Source organism: Collimonas sp. OK242 (assembly GCF_900107095.1).
In the GTDB taxonomy this organism is placed as follows: Bacteria; Pseudomonadota; Gammaproteobacteria; order Burkholderiales; family Burkholderiaceae_D; genus Collimonas.
In genome coordinates this window covers 245943-264558 of the sequence record NZ_FNOR01000002.1, presented here as the reverse complement: position 1 = coordinate 264558, position 18616 = coordinate 245943, and the positions used below count along the sequence as shown (strand labels likewise).

General features: G+C 57.9%; 12 protein-coding genes. 4 read left to right on the top strand and 8 right to left on the bottom strand.

Annotated features, from left to right (window positions below; genetic code table 11):
* Positions 1-15 precede the first annotated feature (15 nt).
* The 4 genes from narI to BLV81_RS02780 form a co-directional block, all read right to left on the bottom strand.
* On the bottom strand, positions 16-702 hold the full coding sequence (gene narI, locus BLV81_RS02795) for a respiratory nitrate reductase subunit gamma (protein WP_092352172.1): 687 nt from the start codon (positions 700-702) through the stop codon (positions 16-18).
* Between the two features lie 69 nt (positions 703-771).
* Positions 772-1458 carry a nitrate reductase molybdenum cofactor assembly chaperone gene (gene narJ / locus BLV81_RS02790; RefSeq protein ID WP_092352170.1) on the bottom strand — a complete coding sequence of 229 codons (687 nt, stop codon included), beginning with the start codon at positions 1456-1458 and terminating at the stop codon, positions 772-774.
* A 1-nt stretch (position 1459) separates the two neighbouring features.
* Positions 1460-3001 carry a nitrate reductase subunit beta gene (gene narH, locus BLV81_RS02785; RefSeq protein WP_092352168.1) on the bottom strand — a complete coding sequence of 514 codons (1542 nt, stop codon included), beginning with the start codon at positions 2999-3001 and terminating at the stop codon, positions 1460-1462.
* The gene (locus BLV81_RS02780; RefSeq protein ID WP_092352166.1) at positions 2998-6804 is read right to left on the bottom strand and encodes a nitrate reductase subunit alpha; all 3807 of its coding nucleotides are present in this window, start codon (positions 6802-6804) and stop codon (positions 2998-3000) included. The genes narH and BLV81_RS02780 overlap by 4 nt, the downstream gene beginning before the upstream one ends.
* Positions 6805-7206: 402 nt before the next feature.
* On the opposite strand from BLV81_RS02780, the gene BLV81_RS02775 reads away from it, so the two are divergent.
* The 4 genes from BLV81_RS02775 to BLV81_RS02760 all read left to right on the top strand — a co-directional run bounded on the left by BLV81_RS02775 (position 7207) and on the right by BLV81_RS02760 (position 12161).
* Entirely contained in the window at positions 7207-7803 is a 597-nt protein-coding gene (locus BLV81_RS02775) for a hemerythrin domain-containing protein (protein WP_092352164.1), read from the top strand.
* Positions 7804-7912: 109 nt separating this feature from the next.
* On the top strand, positions 7913-8947 hold the full coding sequence (adhP, locus tag BLV81_RS02770) for an alcohol dehydrogenase AdhP (RefSeq protein ID WP_092352162.1): 1035 nt from the start codon (positions 7913-7915) through the stop codon (positions 8945-8947).
* Between the two features lie 32 nt (positions 8948-8979).
* Entirely contained in the window at positions 8980-10551 is a 1572-nt protein-coding gene (locus BLV81_RS02765; RefSeq protein ID WP_092352160.1) for an oleate hydratase, read from the top strand.
* Between the two features lie 29 nt (positions 10552-10580).
* Entirely contained in the window at positions 10581-12161 is a 1581-nt protein-coding gene (locus tag BLV81_RS02760; protein WP_092352158.1) for a L,D-transpeptidase family protein, read from the top strand.
* Here BLV81_RS02760 and BLV81_RS02755 read toward each other — a convergent pair.
* From BLV81_RS02755 to BLV81_RS02740, 4 genes are read right to left on the bottom strand one after another with little or no spacing between them, the layout of a single operon-like run.
* Positions 12149-13279, bottom strand: coding sequence for an ABC transporter permease (locus BLV81_RS02755; protein ID WP_092352156.1), 1131 nt, complete (start codon positions 13277-13279; stop codon positions 12149-12151). The genes BLV81_RS02760 and BLV81_RS02755 overlap by 13 nt on opposite strands.
* Positions 13276-16020 (bottom strand): ribosome-associated ATPase/putative transporter RbbA, encoded by a 2745-nt coding sequence (gene rbbA, locus BLV81_RS02750; RefSeq protein ID WP_255364892.1) that lies wholly within the window; start codon positions 16018-16020, stop codon positions 13276-13278. The genes BLV81_RS02755 and rbbA overlap by 4 nt, the downstream gene beginning before the upstream one ends.
* On the bottom strand, positions 16017-17087 hold the full coding sequence (locus tag BLV81_RS02745; protein ID WP_369823791.1) for an HlyD family secretion protein: 1071 nt from the start codon (positions 17085-17087) through the stop codon (positions 16017-16019). The genes rbbA and BLV81_RS02745 overlap by 4 nt, the downstream gene beginning before the upstream one ends.
* Positions 17087-18583, bottom strand: a complete 1497-nt coding sequence (locus tag BLV81_RS02740) for an efflux transporter outer membrane subunit (protein WP_092352150.1) — start codon at positions 18581-18583, stop codon at positions 17087-17089. The genes BLV81_RS02745 and BLV81_RS02740 overlap by 1 nt, the downstream gene beginning before the upstream one ends.
* Positions 18584-18616: the final 33 nt, after the last annotated feature.

The following is an 18616-nucleotide window of genomic DNA, read 5'->3' as shown; positions in this document are numbered from 1 at the left end:
GGGATATTCCTCGGATTAGCGCTTGCGCACGATCTGGTGCGGGCGCAACAGATAGGTGACGGTCGCCAAGCCGCTCCAGATATGGACCAGGCGCGTAAAAGGGGAAACCAGGAAAATGGTGAATCCCAGCGCGATATGGATCTTGTAGACCAATGGCGCCTGGGCGAGGAGAGCGGCGACGTCCGGCTGAAACGTGACTATCCCTTTTACATAATCGCTCAGGACTTCGAACATTGCGCCGTCCATATGGGCGATCGACAGCGGCACCGTGGCCAGGCCAAGTGCGAGCTGCAGCCACAATATCGCCAGCACCAGAATATCCGCAGGCGCACTGTTGATGCGGATTCGAGGATCGGAAAGTCGGCGGTAAAGCAAAATCGATAAGCCGATGATGGCGACGATGCCGGCGCTGCCGCCTGCGGCCATCGCCACGAATTGATGCTGCGATGCATTCAGAAACGGCGACACCATCCAGTGCGGCGCGAGGAAACCCGCGAAATGGCCTGCAATCACGATCAGCACGCCAACATGGAACAGATTGCTACCCAGGCGCAATTGACGGCGTCTTAGCAGTTGTGACGAATCGCTCTTCCAGGTGTACTGCTCGCGATCGAAGCGGATCAGGCTGCCGATGAGCCAGATGGCAAGGCAGATGTAAGGATAAACGCCAAAAATAAATGATTGAATAAAATGCTGATTCATAAGCCGTCTCCAACGAAGATCGTTCTTTCAAACGCACGCAACCGAAACCGGATCACTCTCGGTCACCGGTTAGCGCGTTGGTCTTTTTTCATAAAACCGGATGGGCTGGGCTGGTGCGCAAGCCGGGGCTTGCGCACCGAGGAAACTCACGGGTTCGTCTTGCCATTCCTTGTCCAGCGCCTGGCCATCGATTTCCTGGTCTGGGGGCGGTTCCGCGGCAAGCGCCGTTATGCTCATCGGTAATTCACCCGCCAGCGGCAGCAATGCGGCAACCGCAGAGCAATAGGGCGTACCGCGCTCGGCGAGCTTGGCCGCGATCGCCCGGATGATGTCGGCTATCTCGCCAAGCAGCCGGTACGCCTGTGCAGGCGTTTCCTGGGCCAGGAACTCCAGAAACACCGGCAGGTAATCCGGTAGCTCGCCGTTGCCAAGAAACAGTCCCTTCGTTTCGTACATGGCGAGCAAATCAACCATGGCTTGTCCTCGCTCACGCGATTCGCCATGGACATGCTCGAACAGATAGAGAGAGGTGGCCCGGCCGCGGTCGAAGGTTTCGACGTATTCTTCTTGCGAATCCATGAGCGGCTGCATCGACAGCCGGTCGACCAGGCCGATCAGGGCGACCCGCGTCGCTGGCGGGAACGCCGGATGGACGGGCAGCGTGGCGCGGATCTCCGCTAACGCGTCAAGCAACGATTGATCGGGATAATCGAGCAGGGCGCTCAACATGCTGAAGATATGCCGCTTGTCTTCCATTCTATTCCCCCACCGGATGTATCGGAATCATCTTGCGTTCCGTAATGACAGTCTTGCGGCCGCCGAACAGGCTGGTTTCGGGCGTGCTATCCGAGCATCCGTTACCGAACGAGAAGCCGCACGAGGCGCGCAGGTCAAACGCATCTTCCGCATATTCGCGATGCGCAGTGGGAATCACGAAACGATCTTCATAGTTGGCAATGGCCAGATAACGATACATTTCGTCGACTTGCGCCGTACTCAGGCCGACTTCGTCGAGTACCTCGGGGCTTTCTCTACGTTCGACATGGCGCTCGCGCATGAAGCCGCGCATGGCCAGCATCCGCTTGAGGGCCAGGCGCACCGGCGCTTCGTCGCCGGCCGTGAGCAGGTTGGCCAGATAGCGCAACGGGATACGCAGCGCATCGACATCCGGCAACAGGCCTTTCATGCCGAGCCGGCCGTCGTTGGCGGCCGAATTGATCGGCGAAAGGGGCGGGACGTACCAGACCATGGGCAAGGTACGGTATTCCGGATGCAGCGGGAAGGCGATTTTCCATTCCATTGCCATTTTATATACAGGGGAACGGCGCGCTGCTTCCAGCCAGTTGTCCGGTACGCCATCGCGGGCCGCCTGCGCGCGCACGGCCGGATCGTTCGGGTCGAGAAAAATGGAGAGCTGGGCTTCATACAAATCCTTCGGGTCCGCCGCCGATGCCGCTTCCTGGATACGGTCAGCATCGTAAAGCAGGACGCCGAGATAGCGAATCCGGCCGACGCAGGTTTCCGAGCATACCGTCGGCTGGCCTGCTTCAATACGCGGATAGCAGAAAATGCATTTTTCCGATTTCCCGCTTTTCCAGTTGTAATAAATTTTCTTGTAAGGACATCCTGATACGCACATGCGCCAGCCCCGGCATTTGTCCTGGTCGATCAGCACGATGCCATCTTCTTCACGCTTATAAATCGCACCGGAAGGGCAGGAGGCGACGCAAGCGGGATTGAGACAGTGTTCGCATAGGCGCGGCAAATACATCATGAAGGTGTTTTCAAATTCGCCGTAGATGTCGGTCTGCACCTGATCGAAGTTATAGTCCTGCTTGCGCTTTTCAAATTCTCCGCCAAGGATTTCCTCCCAGTTTGGCCCGCATTCTATTTTTTCCATCCGTTTGCCTGTGATCAGCGACCGCGGGCGGGCGACCGGCACGACTTTGACGTCGGGGGCATTATGCAGATTGGCGTAATCGAAGGTGAACGGCTCGTAGTAATCGTCGATCTCCGGCAGGTTAGGATTGCCGAAAATCTGCGAAAGCACGCGCCACTTGCTGCCGGCGCGCAGTTCGATCTTGCCGTTCGCGCGGCGCTGCCAGCCGCCGTTCCAGCGATCCTGGTTTTCCCAGTCCTTGGGATAGCCGATGCCGGGCTTGGTTTCGACGTTGTTGAACCATGCGTATTCCATCCCCTCCCGCGAGGTCCAGACGTTTTTGCAGGTAACCGAACAGGTATGGCAGCCGATGCACTTGTCGAGATTCATCACCATGCCGATCTGGGCGCGGATTTTCATCGTTTTTCTCCGGATTCTTCGTCGCTCGCGGCAAATGCCGGGGCATCCTTGGCGAGGATAGGGCGGTCGCCGATGGCAACGGCCGGCGTCGATTCATCCTTCCAGTCGACCATGTTCATCTTGCGTACAATCACAAATTCGTCGCGGTTCGAACCGACCGTACCGTAGTAATTGAAGCCGTAGGAGAGTTGCGCGTAGCCGCCGATCATGTGCGTCGGTTTCAGCATGACGCGCGTCACCGAATTGTGGATGCCGCGCACTCCGGTGATTTCAGAACCGGGCGTGTTGATGATTTTCTCTTGCGCGTGATACATGAATACGGCGCCCACCGGAATCCGTTGGCTGACTACCGCGCGCGCGGTCAACGCACCGTTCAGATTGAAGGCTTCGATCCAGTCATTGTCGATCACCCCGATTTTTCTGGCGTCAATCTCGGAAATCCAGACGATAGGCCCGCCGCGCGACAAGGTCAGCATCAGCAAATTGTCGGTGTAGGTGCTGTGGATACCCCATTTTTGATGGGGCGTCAGGAAGTTCAATGCGATCTCCGGGTTGCCATTCGAACGGCTGCCGGCCATCCCCACTGTGCTGCGGGTGTCGATCGGCGGTTTATAGACGCACAGCGATTCGCCAAAATCCCGCATCCATGCGTGATCCTGGTAAAGCTGCTGGCGCCCGGACAAGGTGCGCCATGGAATCAGTTCATGCACATTGGTATAGCCTGCGCTATATGACACGTGCTCCGATTCAATCCCGCTCCAGGTCGGAGACGAAATGATCTTGCGCGGCTGGGCCTGGATATCCCGGAAACGGATTTTCTCATCCTCGCGCGCCCGCGACAGATGCGTGTGATCGGCGCCGGTGAGCTTGGACAACGCTTGCCAGGCTTTGAGCGCGACGGCGCCGTTGGTTTCCGGCGCGAGCGACAGAATCACTTCGGCCGCATCGATCGCCGACAGGATTTGCGGCCGTCCATGCGATATGCCTTGGTCCGTGACCGGATAATTCAATGCCCGAAGTTGTTCGATCTCTTCTCCGGTCTGCCAGCTGATGCCCTTGCCGCCATTGCCGAGTGAGTCCAGCAGCGGTCCGAGCGATGTGAATTTGCGATAAGTATTCGGATAATCGCGTTCGACGATCGTGACGCTACCCATCGTTTTTCCGGGAATCGGGTCGCATTCATGACGGCCCCAGTCGGCAACGCCATCGGTTTGCGCGATTTCACCGGGGCTGTCGTGCTGCAGCGGCGACAGCACCACGTCATGTTCCATGCCCAGATGGCCGTCGCTCAACTCAGAGAATTTTTTCGCAATGCCCTTATAGATTTCCCAATCGCTTTTGGACTGCCATGCGGGGTCAACTGCGGTCGACAAGGGATGGATGAAAGGATGCATGTCGGACGTATTCATATCGTCCTTTTCATACCAGGTTGCGGTCGGCAGCACGATGTCGGAATACAGGCAAGTGGTGGACATCCTGAAATCCAGCGTCACAACCAGATCGAGCTTACCTTCGGGGGCTCGGTCATGCCATTTTACTTCCTTGGGCAAAAGTCCCGCGCTGCTACCTAGGTCTTTTCCTTGCACGCCATGCTCGGCGCCGAGCAGGTGTTTCAGAAAATATTCATGCCCTTTACCTGACGATCCGAGCAAATTGGAACGCCATATGAACAGGTTTCTCGGAAAATTTTCCGGTGCGTCCGGATCGACGCATGACATTTCAAGCGAGCCGTCCTTGAGGCCTTGCGCGACATGCGCGGCGGCATTCAAGCCGGCAGCCGCGCGGCCGATATCGAGCGGATTGCTCTTGAACTGCGGGGCGGAGGGCAACCAGCCCATGCGTTCGGCCCGGACGTTATAGTCGATCGGGCTGTCGGCGAATCTGCTGCCGTCGGCCAACGGTGACAGCAACTCGGTGACCTTCATCGTTTCATAGCGCCATTGATCGGTATGCGCGTAGAAGAATGAGGTGCCGTTCATGAAACGCGGCGGACGGTGCCAATCGGTCGCGAACGCGAGCGGCAACCAGCCGGTTTGCGGCCGCAATTTTTCCTGGCCGACATAATGCGCCCAACCGCCGCCCGATTTGCCGACGCAGCCGCACATGACGAGCAGGTTGATGATGGAACGATAGCTCATGTCCATGTTGAACCAATGGTTCAAGCCGGCGCCCAGGATGACCATCGACTTGCCTTCGGTCTTGTGGGCGTTATCGGCGAATTCGCGAGCGACCTTGATCACATCCTGTCGTTTGACGCCGGTAATTTTTTCCTGCCAGGCAGGGGTATAGGGAAGGTCGTCGTCGAAACTGGCGGCGACATTGGCGCCGCCCAGCCCCTGGTCCACGCCATAGTTGGCGATGAACAGATCGTATACCGTCGCTACCAGCACTTCGCCTTTGGCGGTGGCGATTTTACGTACGCCGATTCGGCGCGGCAATATGCCGGCATGGCCGGTATGCGTGAAGTGTGTATGTTCGACGTTGCCGAAATAAGGGAAGGCAACCTCGAGTACTTCATCATGGTTTGCCACAAATGACATGAGCGGCCGAATCGGCGTGCCTGCGACATCCTCTTCTCGCAGATTCCATTTCCCGGCGTCGCCGCCGTCTTTTTGTCCCCAGCGAAAGCCGATGGATCCGACCGGGGTGACCAGTTTGCCGCTCAGTTCATCGATGGCGACCGTCTTCCAGGCGGCATTGTTGTCCTGGCCGAGCGCATCGTCGAACTCGTCCGAACGCAGCATGCGTTCCGGCACATAATGGTCACCCTGTCTGACGATGCGCACCAGCAGCGGCATGTCGGTAAAACGCCGGCAGTAGTCCGCGAAATATGCGCTCTTGCCTGCGACATGAAACTCTTTCAGCACGACATGGCCCATGGCAAGTCCGAGCGCCGCATCGGTGCCTTGTTTCGGATGGAGCCAGATATCGCCGAATTTCGCGCCCTCGGCATAATCGGGAAAAATCGATACGACTTTGGCGCCGCGGTATCGGACCTCGGTCATGAAATGGGCGTCCGGAGTGCGCGTTTGCGGCACGTTCGACCCCCACATCATGATGAAGGTCGAGTTGTACCAGTCCGCCGATTCGGGCACATCGGTTTGTTCGCCCCAGGTTTGCGGCGAGGCGGGCGGCAAATCGCAGTACCAATCGTAAAAGCTGAGGTTGACGCCGCCGATCAGCGACAGGTAACGGCTGCCTGCGGCATAGGAAACCATCGACATCGCAGGTATCGGCGAGAAACCGACTATCCGGTCGGGTCCGTGTCGTTTGATGGTATGGATGTTCGCCGCAGCGATGATTTCGTTGACTTCGTCCCAGTCCGAGCGGATGAAACCGCCCAGGCCGCGCCGTTTTGTATACGTGGCGCGCGCCTCCTGATTTTCCACAATGGCGCTCCATGCTTCGACCGGCGCGAGGGTCAGGCGCTTTTCGCGCCACAGCCTGAGCAGGGCGCCGCGGATCAGCGGATATTTGAGGCGATTTGCGCTGTAGAGATACCACGAGTAAGAGGCGCCGCGCGAACAGCCGCGGGGCTCATGGTTAGGCATGTCGGGACGGGTTCGCGGATAATCGGTTTGCTGGGTTTCCCAGGTGACGATGCCGCTTTTCACATAAATCTTCCACGAACACGACCCGGTGCAATTAACCCCATGGGTAGAGCGGACGATTTTGTCGTGCTGCCATCGCTTCCGATAGGCATCTTCCCATCCACGGTCTTCCTGGGTCGTGGCCCCATGACCGTCGGAAAACGTCGGCCGCTTTGTGGAAAAGTATTTTAGGCGATCTACAAAGTGGCTCATCCAGTCTATCCCCTGTCATTTGAGGTTACGACTTTACGCAGTTTAAGTCGGCTTCTGGCAGGTATCCGGCAGTTTTTTGATATGCCTCAAATTTATGAATTAAATAAGGCGCCAGCACTTGAACAACCGGTGGTGAAGGTCGTTTAATAGATTATTTCCTGTCATGACGCAAAGTCTCGCTCGCCTGCCATGGTGTTTCAGCTGCGCATCAAGGGGAAATCAAATGGCAATCCCACATCTTTCATCTGGCGCCATCATAAGTATATTGTCATTAGGAAATTCGATTAACAATACGTCAACTGCTGCGATTTCCAAGGACGAACATCTTGCTGTAGCTGGGCCGATACTCACTAATGAATGGCGCAACCTTTAGCGTTATCTTGAAAATTGAAGGAGTCGATCATGCAATCGCTGCGGCAGCGTAATGCCATACGCACCATATTGGACGAGCACGAGCAATTGGCTATCGTGGTCCACGGCATGCTGCATTTTGTGCGCCTTATTGATAAAGGCGAAAAAACGCCCGGACTAATGGTGTTTCGCGCGATGCTCTACTACATTCGCGAGTATCCGGAGCAAGTGCACCATCCAAAGGAAGACCAGTACCTGTTTAAGCTGCTGCGAGACCGTACAAATGAATTTGACGCTACGCTCGCTGAGTTGGAGTTGCAACATACGCTGGGTGAAGCGCTGGTGCGGGAACTGGAACACGCGCTCACTCGCTATGAGTTAGAGGGCAGCCCCGTATTCCCGGTGTTTCGTGACCTGGTGGAGAAATATGCTAAATTTTATTTCAACCACATGCGCTTGGAAGAGGAGGTGGTTTTACCTGCCGCCCAGCGTCTGTTGACGCCAGAGAACTGGGCTGTGGTTGACGCTGCATTCGCTGGCAATCTCGACCCGTTTGCCGGGAGCAATTTGCAATATGACCTCGAACAACTGTTTTTGCTGATTGTGAATATCATCCCCGCACCGACCAATCCGGGGCCTGCGATCTAGGCCGCGTTGACCTAGATTGCCGGGGAAATTTGATTCACATCAATAACGCTGCCGGCCGCCGCGGTTACGCTGGCGCCTATCACTTATTTATCCAAATGAAAGGCGCATCATGACAAATAAAATGCAAGCTGCCGTTGTCGAACAGTTCGGCAAACCATTAGTGATACGGGAATGGGACATTCCCGTTGCCGGCCCCGGTCAGATCCTGGTGAAAACCGAAGCCTGCGGCGTATGCCACACCGACCTGCACGCCGCCCACGGCGATTGGCCGCTAAAACCTGGGTTGCCCTTCATTCCAGGGCATGAAGGCATCGGTCTGGTCGTGGCGATAGGGACCGGCGTGACCACGGTGAAGGAGGGCGACCGGGTAGGGGTGCCGTGGCTCTATTCGGCTTGCGGCCATTGCGAGTATTGTCTTTCGGCGCACGAAACGGTATGCGCGGCAGCGCAATTCGGCGGCTACACGAAGAATGGCGGCTTTGCCGAATACATCCTGGCCGATGCCAACTATGTCGCCCATATCCCCGCGGGTCTTGCGGCCGTCGATGCGGCGCCGATTATCTGCGCCGGAATCACCTCGTATAAGGGGATCAAGGAAACCGACACAAAGCCTGGCGACTGGATAGTCATTTCAGGTATCGGAGGCTTGGGAAATCTGGCCATCCAGTACGCGAAAGTGATGGGCTTGCGCGTTTGCGCGGTTGATATCGACGACGGCAAACTGGCCAGCGCCAAAGCCCTGGGCGCTGATCTGACGATCAATGCCCGGGCCGGCGACGCGGTGGCCGCCATGCGAGAGGCGACCGGCGGCGGCGCCCACGGCGTCTTGATCACGGCGCCTTCGCTTAGCGCATTCCAGCAAGGCGTTGCCATGACCCGCAAGTGCGGAACCTGCGTCCTGGTGGGTCTGCCGCCAGGCGAATTCCCGTTCCCGCTGTTCGACGTGGTGGCAAATTGCATCACGGTGCGCGGCTCGTTCGTAGGCACGCGCCAGGACATGGCCGAAGCGCTTGCCTTTGCCGCCGAAGGCAAGGTCAAGGCGCATATCGAATTGCAGCCGCTATCTGCCATCAATCGTGTTTTCGAACGGCTTGAGCATGGCGACGTTGCGTCTCGGGTGGTGATCGATTTCCGCAAGAACTGAGCAAAACGGATCATAAATTTTCAGAGGAATCAGTGACAATGAACAAGAAAGCATATCTGGTGGGAGGCGGCATCGGCTCCATGGCGGCCGCCGCATTCATGATCCGCGACGGCAAGATGCAGGGCAGCGATATCACCATCCTGGAGGCTGCTGCCGTTGCGGGCGGAAGCCTGGACGGATGCGGCAATCCGGAACAGGGCTACTCCATGCGCGGCGGCCGTATGCTGACCTTCGACAACTACGAATGCACCTGGGATCTGTTCAAGTCGATTCCGTCGCTGACTGCGAAGAACCAGTCTGTGCTTGAAGAAACCATTGAATTCAACGAGCTGCACAGGTCTGATTCAAAGGCGCGCCTGGTCGACCGCTGGCGCGGCAAAGCGCCGGTGACGTCGATGGGTTTTTCGATGCAGGATCGCGCCGAACTGCTAAAACTCAGCAATACGGACGAAGACACTCTAAGCAACAGCCGTATCACCGATTGGCTGTCGCCGCCTTTCTTTGAGACTGCATTCTGGTACATGTGGTCCACCACCTTCGCTTTCCAGCCCTGGCACAGCGCGGTAGAGTTCAAGCGCTATCTACATCGCTTCATGCTGGAATTCACACGTATCGAAACGCTGGGCGGCGTCAAGCGCACCATCTTCAATCAATACGACTCCCTGGTTCGCCCGCTGCACAGCTGGCTGCTGGCGGAGGGCGTCAGTTTCGTCATGGATTGCGCGGTGACGGATCTTGAGCACAAGACAGTCGATGGCATGTTCGTGGTCAGCGCCATCCGCTGCCGGCGGCAAGGCGTGAGCGAGGTCATCGAAGTTCGGCCTGGCGATCTGGTTTTCTTTCAAAATGGCTCAATGACCGATGCCTCCAGCCTGGGTTCCATGACGACTGCGCCTGCTCCCTTATCCAAGCTTGACAGCGGCGGCTGGACGCTGTGGGAAAAGCTGGCGCAGGGCAGGCCGGAATTTGGGAATCCCGCCGTCTTCAACAGCTGTATTGCCCAGTCGTCTTGGGAATCGTTCACGGTAACCGCGAAGAATCCGGCGTTCTTCAGCGGCATGAAGAACTTCAGCGGAAACGAGGCAGGAACCGGCGGCCTGGTAACATTCAAGGATTCCAACTGGCTGATGTCGGTGGTGCTGCCGCATCAGCCGCATTTTCCCGGCCAGCCCGATGATGTACAGGTATTCTGGGGTTACGCCCTGTTTCCGGACAGAGTGGGAAATTTTGTCGCCAAGCCGATGGCCGAATGTAACGGCGAGGAAATTCTGCGCGAGCTGTGCGGGCATCTGCGCTTCGATCGAGATTCGCTCGCCCAGGCGATCTGCATCCCATGCCGCATGCCCTACATTACCAGCATGTTCATGCCGCGCACGCGTGGCGACCGGCCGTTGCCGGTCCCGCAGAACTCCAAGAACCTGGCCTTCATCAGCCAGTTCGTCGAAATTGCGGATGATGTCGTTTTCACCGTCGAATATTCGGTGCGCGCGGCGCAAGCGGCGGTCTATCAATTGCTCCGTGTCGATCGTCCGGTGCCTGCCGTCAAGCCGCATGATAAATCGCTCGCAGTCCAATTCGAGGCGTTGATCAAAGCGTTGCGATGACGTGTGACAGCAAGGAGGCAGCGGCAATAATGCATCGTCGCCCATGGTCTGCCGGACATGCGATCTTTTCGGTAATCTTTCTTTTATCCGGGTATAGCTGGAACGCATTTGCCGATGAGCTGCCAGCCTGGTTTGAAAATGGCCAGCCGAGCACCGATGCCATCCAGGCAGTCCAGATCCTGCAGTCCTCAGACCAGGATGGACTTGACCCGGACGACTATCACGCCAACGTCCTGGCGCGCATCGTCGGCGATGCCAAGCGCGGAGCGCGCTCTTCGAGTGAGGGCGATATCGAACATTCGGCGTTAATGACGCAGGCAATGGAGCAGCTCATCGTTGACCTGCATTTCGGACGGCTGGATCCGCGCGCTATCTATCCGTCTTTCAAGACGCAGCCGAAACAGCTGGATCCCGCTGCATATCTGCGGCAAGCCTTGGCCCACCATGCCCTGGCAGCCGCCGTTCGTGCCGCCGCGCCGCAGCTGCCGCTCTATGCCCATCTGCGGCAAACGCTGGCCGCGTATCGCGAACTGGCTAAAATCCCGGCTTTGCAGCAGCGCTTGCCACAGCTTCCCGCCAACCGGCTTGCCCCCGGCCAGTCGTATGCCGGCGTCAATCTGCTGGCGCAACGATTGGCTGCACTGGGCGACATGGCTACCGCCGCACCGGCCGGCACCGACTATAAAGGAGCCGTGGTCGAAGGCGTCAAGGCGTTTCAGCTCCGGCACGGCCTGGACGGCGATGGCATAGTCGGCAAGAACACCTTTGCGGAACTGAATACGCCGCTCACGCAGCGCATACATCAAATTGAACTGACTCTCGAGCGCTTGCGATGGACACCGCTTCTGATGAGCGACCGCATGATAGTGGTTAACATCCCGGAGTTTGTCTTGCGTGCCTACGGGACCAAGGATGGCGACCTCAGGATCAGCATGAATGTCATTGTCGGCAAGGCATTGAACAGGCAGACGCCGCTGATCGTCGAAAACATGCGGTATATTGAATTCAGTCCTTACTGGAATATCCCGGCTTCAATCGCCAGAGCTGAAGTAGCGCCGCGCTTGCGGCGCGATCCTGCCTATTTCGATCAGCAAGGCCTCGAATTCGTCAACAATGCGGGAAAGGTCATTGCCGATCTATCAGCTGCGAATATTGATGCGGCGATGCGAGGAACAATGCGGATCCGCCAGCGGCCCGGCCCGGCCAATGCGCTGGGCGATATCAAATTCATCTTTCCCAACAATGACGACATTTACCTGCATCACACCCCGGCAGTCGCTCTGTTCGGGCGTGAGCGGCGTGATTTCAGCCATGGCTGCATTCGGGTGGAAGATCCGGTGGCGCTGGCAAAATTCGTCCTGCAAGATCAGCCGGAATGGACGGCGCAACGCATACGCAGCGCAATGGACAGCGGAAAATCAGCTACTCTGCGGCTCAGGCATCCGTTGCCGGTTGTCATTGCATACGCTACCGTGATTGTAAAAAAGGATCGCAAAGTCTATTTTTTTAGCGATATCTATGGCAACGATAAAGTGCTCGACACAGCGTTAAGGAAAAAAGAGACGGCGCGGCGCAATGCGCGCGCGAATGCATGGAGTCAGCCCAACTGACTGATGGTCCTGCGAAAGCGTAAATGTGAAGCGGTAAACAATGTGACCCCTATCGCGATCAGCATCAACATCGGTTTCCAGACTACCTGGATGCCGGCTCCGCGATATAAGATGGCCTGTCCCAGTTCTACAAAATAAGTTGTCGGTGCAATCAGCATGGCATTTTGCACGAATAGCGGCATGCTCTCGCGCGGCGTGCTACCTCCTGAAAGCAGTTGCAAGGGCAGCAGCACCAATACCAGCAGCATGCCAAACTGCGGCATGGAGCGCGCCAGCGTGGCCAGGAAAATGCCCATTGATGTGGTGGCGAACAAATGCAGCGCCACGGCCAGCATGAACAGCGCGATCGATCCCTCAATCGCAACATGCAGCATGCCTTGCACGACAAGTACCAGCCCGAGCATCGCCGCCAGCAGCACCACCAGTCCCATCGACCATATTTTGGCCAGCATGATTTCGAAAGGCGTCACCGGCATCACCAGCAAATGCTCGATGGTGCCATGCTCGCGCTCACGGATCAAGGCGGCGCCGGTCAGGATGATAGACAGCATGGTGACGTTGTTGATGATTTCCATCAACGCACCGAACCAGGACTGTTCCAGGTTTGGATTGAAACGCATGCGCAAAGCCAGATCCACGGGAGCAGGAGCATTGCTGCGGTAATGCTGCAAGAAGGCGGCGATTTCGGAGCCGACGATTTGCTGAATGTAGCCATTGCCCGTAAACGCTTGGGTCATGCGGGTGGCATCAATATTCAGCTGTATGCTGGACGTATGGCCGGCAAGCGTATCGCGCTGAAATCCGGGAGGAATATCCAGCACGAAGGTATACTCGCCGTTGTCCATGCCGGAGTCCATCTCGGCGATTGAAACCAATTTCGGAATCTTAAAGTGAGGGGGGTAGAAACTGCTCACGATACGTGCCGAGAGCTGCGAGCCGTCTTCATCGACAATCGCGATAGATGCGTTGTGCAAGGTTTCCGGCATGGCTGTGGCGGCGATATAGATGGATGCCGTGAATGTGTACAGTATGAGCAGCAGCATCATGGGGTCGCGCAGCAGGCTCCATAATTCCTTGATGCCCAGATGAAGAATGTTTTTACATTGCCGAAGCTTCATGATTCCTGCTTTTTCAGTAAGAGCACGGCCAATCCCAGGATGACGGGCGCCGCTATCAATAGCGGCCAGAAAGAAGGCGCCAGCCTGGAGATATCCAGGCCCTTGCTGAATACGCCACGGCTGATATTCAAGAAGTATGTTGCCGGGTATATGCGGCCTATGAATGCGCCTATGCCTTCCAGCGATGAAACCGGATTCAGCAAGCCGGCGAATTGCACGCACGGGATGATAGTGCCTATCATGGTGACGAACATGGCCGCGATCTGGCTCTTGGTAAAAGTGGACGCCAACAGGCCGAACCCGGTAGAGCAAACCGCGAAAATCAGGGCGGCCGCGGCGAGTGTCGGGAAACTGCCGGTGATTGGTACGCCAAATATGGTAACCGCCAATATCGTCAGCAACAGAAAATTGAACATGGCAAGGGCAATGTACGGCAGCTGCTTACCGAGAAGAAATTCAGTGCGCGTGACGGGAGTGACATACAGATTCATGATGGAGCCAAGTTCTTTTTCGCGTACGACCGACAGCGCCGCCAGCATCGCGGGAATCATCAGCAGCAGCAGCGGTATGATGGCCGGTATCATTGCCGGCAAGCTTCTGACATCGGGGTTGTAACGGTAACGGGTTTCCAATGCGCCCATTAATCCAGGCTTCTGGCCCAGTCTGCGCCTGGCAATGTCGGCCAGCCACATCTGATGCATTGTTTGTACATAGCCGCGTATGGTTTCGGCCCGGATGGGCATCGCACCGTCGACCCAAGCGCCTACCTGCACCGCATGGCCTTTTGCGAGATCGCGTGCGAAACCGGGCGGTATTTCCAGGGCCAGCGATAATTCTCCGCTACGCATGCGCCGGTCAAGTTCTGCATAGTCGGAGAGGGCCGGCTTCTCGACGAAATAATGCGAGCCGGACAGGCTCAGCGCATAACTCTGGCTCAGCATGGTCTGGTCCCGATCCAGCACTGCATAGGGCAAATTCTCGACGTCCAGGCTGATGCCGTAGCCGATGATAAACATCAGTATCGCGGTGCCGAGCAGCGCCAGCGTGGCCCGCACCGGATCGCGCCGCAATTCCAGCGATTCGCGCCACATGTAGCTGGCCATGCGGCCCGCACTGAAATGGCGGTGCTGAACATCCGTGATGCGGGAAGCTGCAGCTGCGGGTGGCGCGATGCGCTCTGTCGCCATGGCAGCATCGCCGGCTTTTTCAAGATAATCGATGAAAGCAAGTTCCAGCGTAGCCGCACCGCATTGCTGCACCAGCGCTTTGGGAGAATCCGTCACCAGCACCCGGCCGGCATGCATCAGTGAAATCCGGTCGCATCGTTCCGCCTCGTTCATGAAGTGAGTGGAGATGAAAATCGTCACCTGGTCATGCCGCGCGAGTTCTATCATGAGACGCCAGAAATCGTCGCGCGCGACAGGATCGACGCCGGAGGTCGGTTCGTCGAGGATCAGAAGTTCAGGCTTATGCACCATCGCTACCGCCAGCGACAGGCGTTGCCGGATGCCGAGCGGCAGACTGTCTGGCAGGGCGTCAAGATTGTTCACCAGACTGAAGCGCTGTGCCAGCTCAGTCACCCGCGGCACGATATCCAATGCCGGCACATCGTACAGACGCGCATGCAGCACGAGATTCTGGCGCACGGTCAGTTCGCTGTAGAGTGAAAACGCCTGCGACATGTAGCCCACGCGGCGCCGCGTATCGATATCTCTGGGGTCGAGCTCGCGGCCGAACAGCCATGCCTTCCCTTCGCTGGCCGGCAGCAGCCCGGTCAGCATTTTCATCGTGGTCGACTTGCCGCAGCCATTGGAGCCGAGAAAGCCAAAGATTTCCCCGCGCCGGATGCGGAAATTGACATGGTCCACCGCAAGAAAATCACCAAAGCGCATGCTCAGGTCTTTTGCTTCGATGGCAATCTCGGCGTCCTCGGACTGACATAGCGGCGGAACGTCGACAGCTTGATGGCCGCGCCGCTTTTGTTCTGGTAGAAGTGCGATGAAAGCTGCTTCCAGGGAGTGGGTGGCAGTCTGGGCCAGCAGCTGATCCGGCGTGCCGGCGGCCAATATCTGCCCGGCGTCCATCGCAATCAACCAGTCGAAGCCCTGGGCTTCTTCCATATAGGCCGTGGCGACGACGATGCTCATGCCTGGGCGAGTCTCGCGTATGCGGGCAATCAGCTGCCAGAATTGAGAGCGGGCCAAAGGGTCGACGCCGGTGGTAGGTTCATCGAGAATCAACAGATCGGGATCATGGATGAGCGCGCAGCATAGCCCGAGTTTCTGCTTCATGCCGCCAGACAGTTTTCCTACCGGGCGGTCAAGAAACATAGCCAGCCCGGTGCTGGCGCTAAGTTCGTCAATGCGGCGCCGGCGTTCCTTGCCGCTGTGGCCGAACAAGCGCCCGAAAAACTGCAGATTTTCTTCTACCGATAGAGTCGGATAGAGATTTTTCCCCAAACCTTGCGGCATGTAGGCAATACGCGGACATACCAGTTCGCGATGGCGCCTGTCCGCCATGTCGCCATGCAAGGTTTCGACGCTCCCCTGCTGTACTGAACGTGCGCCGGCGGCCAATGACATCAGGCTGGACTTGCCGACGCCGTCAGGACCGATCAAGCCCACCATGCGCTGAGATGGCAAGGAGACGGTGATGTTGTCCAATGCCGCGTTCTTGCCATAACGCAGGCTGACTCCGCTCAGGCGGACGACCGGCTCCAGGTCAATGTCTGCCGCATTCACTGCGGAACCTTGAGCGCCAATTGTGCCGGCCAGGCGGCTTGCCGGTCGAGCTTAACCCAGGCCACGCCGGGTATTCCGGTTTTCACTAGGCTTAGGTGCTTCAGCAGCAGGCCGCGGTCGATTTTCGCTTTCACGCGAAACATCAGTTTTTGCCGTTCGCTGCTGGTTTCCACTGTCTTTGGCGTGAACTGTGCGGTGCTGGCAACGAAAGATATGGTCGCCGGAATGACATATTCCGGAGCGGCATCGAGCACCAGCCGTACCTCGCCTCCCAGCGCCAGTTTGCCGACGGCGGTTTCGGGCAGAAAGAAAGTCATGTAGACGTCGCTCAGGTCGACCAGGTTGAGCACCTTGCCGCCGCTGGCCAGCACTTCGCCCGGTTCAGCCACCCGATATTGAACGCGGCCGTCGCGCGGCGCCGTAAGCTGGCTGTCGGCAATATCGACTTCGATGCGGGCCGTGGTTGCGCTGCCGGCGCTGGCCGCCGAGCGAGCGCCGGTCACCTGGGCCTTGGCCGCCTCAATTGCGGCTCGGGCGGCAGCGACTTGCGCATTCGCGGCATTCAGCGCCGCCTGGATGCTGCGCACACGGGCCCGATCGTCGTCCAGTTCCTGCTGTGAAGACGCGCCTTCGACAGACAAGGTCTGCGAACGGATCAAGCGTCGTTGCGCGGCATCGAGTTCGCTTGCCCGCTGCACCACCAGCGCCTGCGCGGCGACCGTATTGCTTTCGCGCACCGCCACTTCTGCCTGCGCGGCGGCGACCGTATTGAGCGCCTGTTGCTGTCTGGCGACTGCCTCCTCTCGTTGCGCCTCCAAAGAACGGATTTGCATGCTGGCCAACGCTTGTCCCGCCTTGACGAAATCGCCTTCATTGACGAAAATTTCGTCGACCCGGCCCGCGAGCTTGGTAGCGACGTCGATCTCGGTCGCCTCGATGCGGCCGTTGCCATTGGCGAATCCAGCGTCGGGACCGACAGGCGCCATCACGCGCCATCCAAGATATCCGAGCGCCATGGCAAGCGCCACTAGAGCGGCCGGGATAAATTTGTTCTTAAAACGAAAAATCATGTCGGTCCGGGTGTAGAGGAAGTGAGATCAGGATGATTGCTGGCAGACGCGCCGCCGCCAAGAGCGCTATACAGATGGACTTTGCTGGAAAGCAGAGCACGGCGCGTCTGAACCAGTTGTTGTTCGGCTACCAGCAGGTCGCGCTGGGCATCAAGGACTTCGAGATAGGGCGATGCGCCATTGTCATAACGTAATTTGGCGAGCCGCGAACGTTCCATTTGCGCGGCCAGCGTCGCTTGCTGAATGCGGACTTGCTCGCTTAGCCAATGACGGGCCGATAAGGCATCGGAAACTTCGCGAAACGCCGTTTCCACTGTCTTTTCATAATTCACCACTGCAAGCTCACGGCGCACCTGCGCCAAATCCAGCCCGGCACGGTTGCGCCCGCCGTCAAATATCGGCACTGAAATACTTGGCATGAAACTCCATGCCTGGCTGCCGGCCTGGAACAGGCCGTTTAGCTCGGCGCTGGCGGAACCCAGGGTGCCGGTGAGCGCAATGCGCGGGAAGAAGGCCGCACGCGCCGCTCCTATATTGGCATGGGCTGCGCGCAATTGATGCTCGGCTACGGCAATATCGGGTCGCGCCGCCAGCAAGTCCGAGGGCAAACCCACGCGCGGGTCGCGCATGACAGACGCATCGTCGAATGGCTGGTCCTGCGATAGCAAGTCAAGCGGAGCGCCAACCAGCTGGGTCAGCAGATGCATTTGTGTCGCACGTGCTTGTTCCAGTTGGGCGCCCAGCGACTGCGCCTGGGTCAGCAAGGTTTCCACCTGAGCCAGGTCCAGTTGCGAGATGGCGCCGACCTCAAAGCGCCGCTTGAAAATATGAAATGATTTGTTCCTGCTGGCGATGGTCTGCCGGGCCAGGGAGACGCGTTCGTCCAGCTCGCGCAGCGTCAAGTAGCTGTCCGCTATGTGCTCTACCAGCAATATGGCAAGTGCGCGTCGCGCGTCGTCGGTGGCAAGAAAATTCTCCAATGCGGCATTCTTCAGGTTTTGCACGAGTCCCCAGAAATCCAGCTCCCAGCTATTCAAATCAAGGCCGGCCTGGTAATTGCCGGCGCTTAACGCTTGGCCAGTCAGGTTGAGATCGCCAGGAACACGCGAGCGGCCGCCGGCGATGCCGGCGCCAACCGCCGGGAATTGCGCGGCGCGCTGGATGCCATAAGCTGCGCGCGCCTCCGCCACTCGCAAGATTGCCATACGCATGTCACGGTTATTCTCCAGGCCCTGCGCAATCAGCGTTTTCATCGCCGGGTCGGTAAAATATTCGCGCCAGCCGATCGAGTCGGCAGTATTCCCGCCATTGTCCGAGGAGGCCTGCGCGAAGTCTGGATAAGACGACGACACGGGAAAGGGAGGGGGCGCATAAACCGGCGCCAAAGAAGTGCAGGCGGCCAATCCAAGTGCTAGCGACGCAGGCAATATCGACAAATAGCGGATTGCAGCGTAGCGCCGTCGTTGCCGGCTTGAGTCGTGGCGTTTCGTCATATCTGCCGTCTGCGGCGCGCGGGAAGGAAAGGC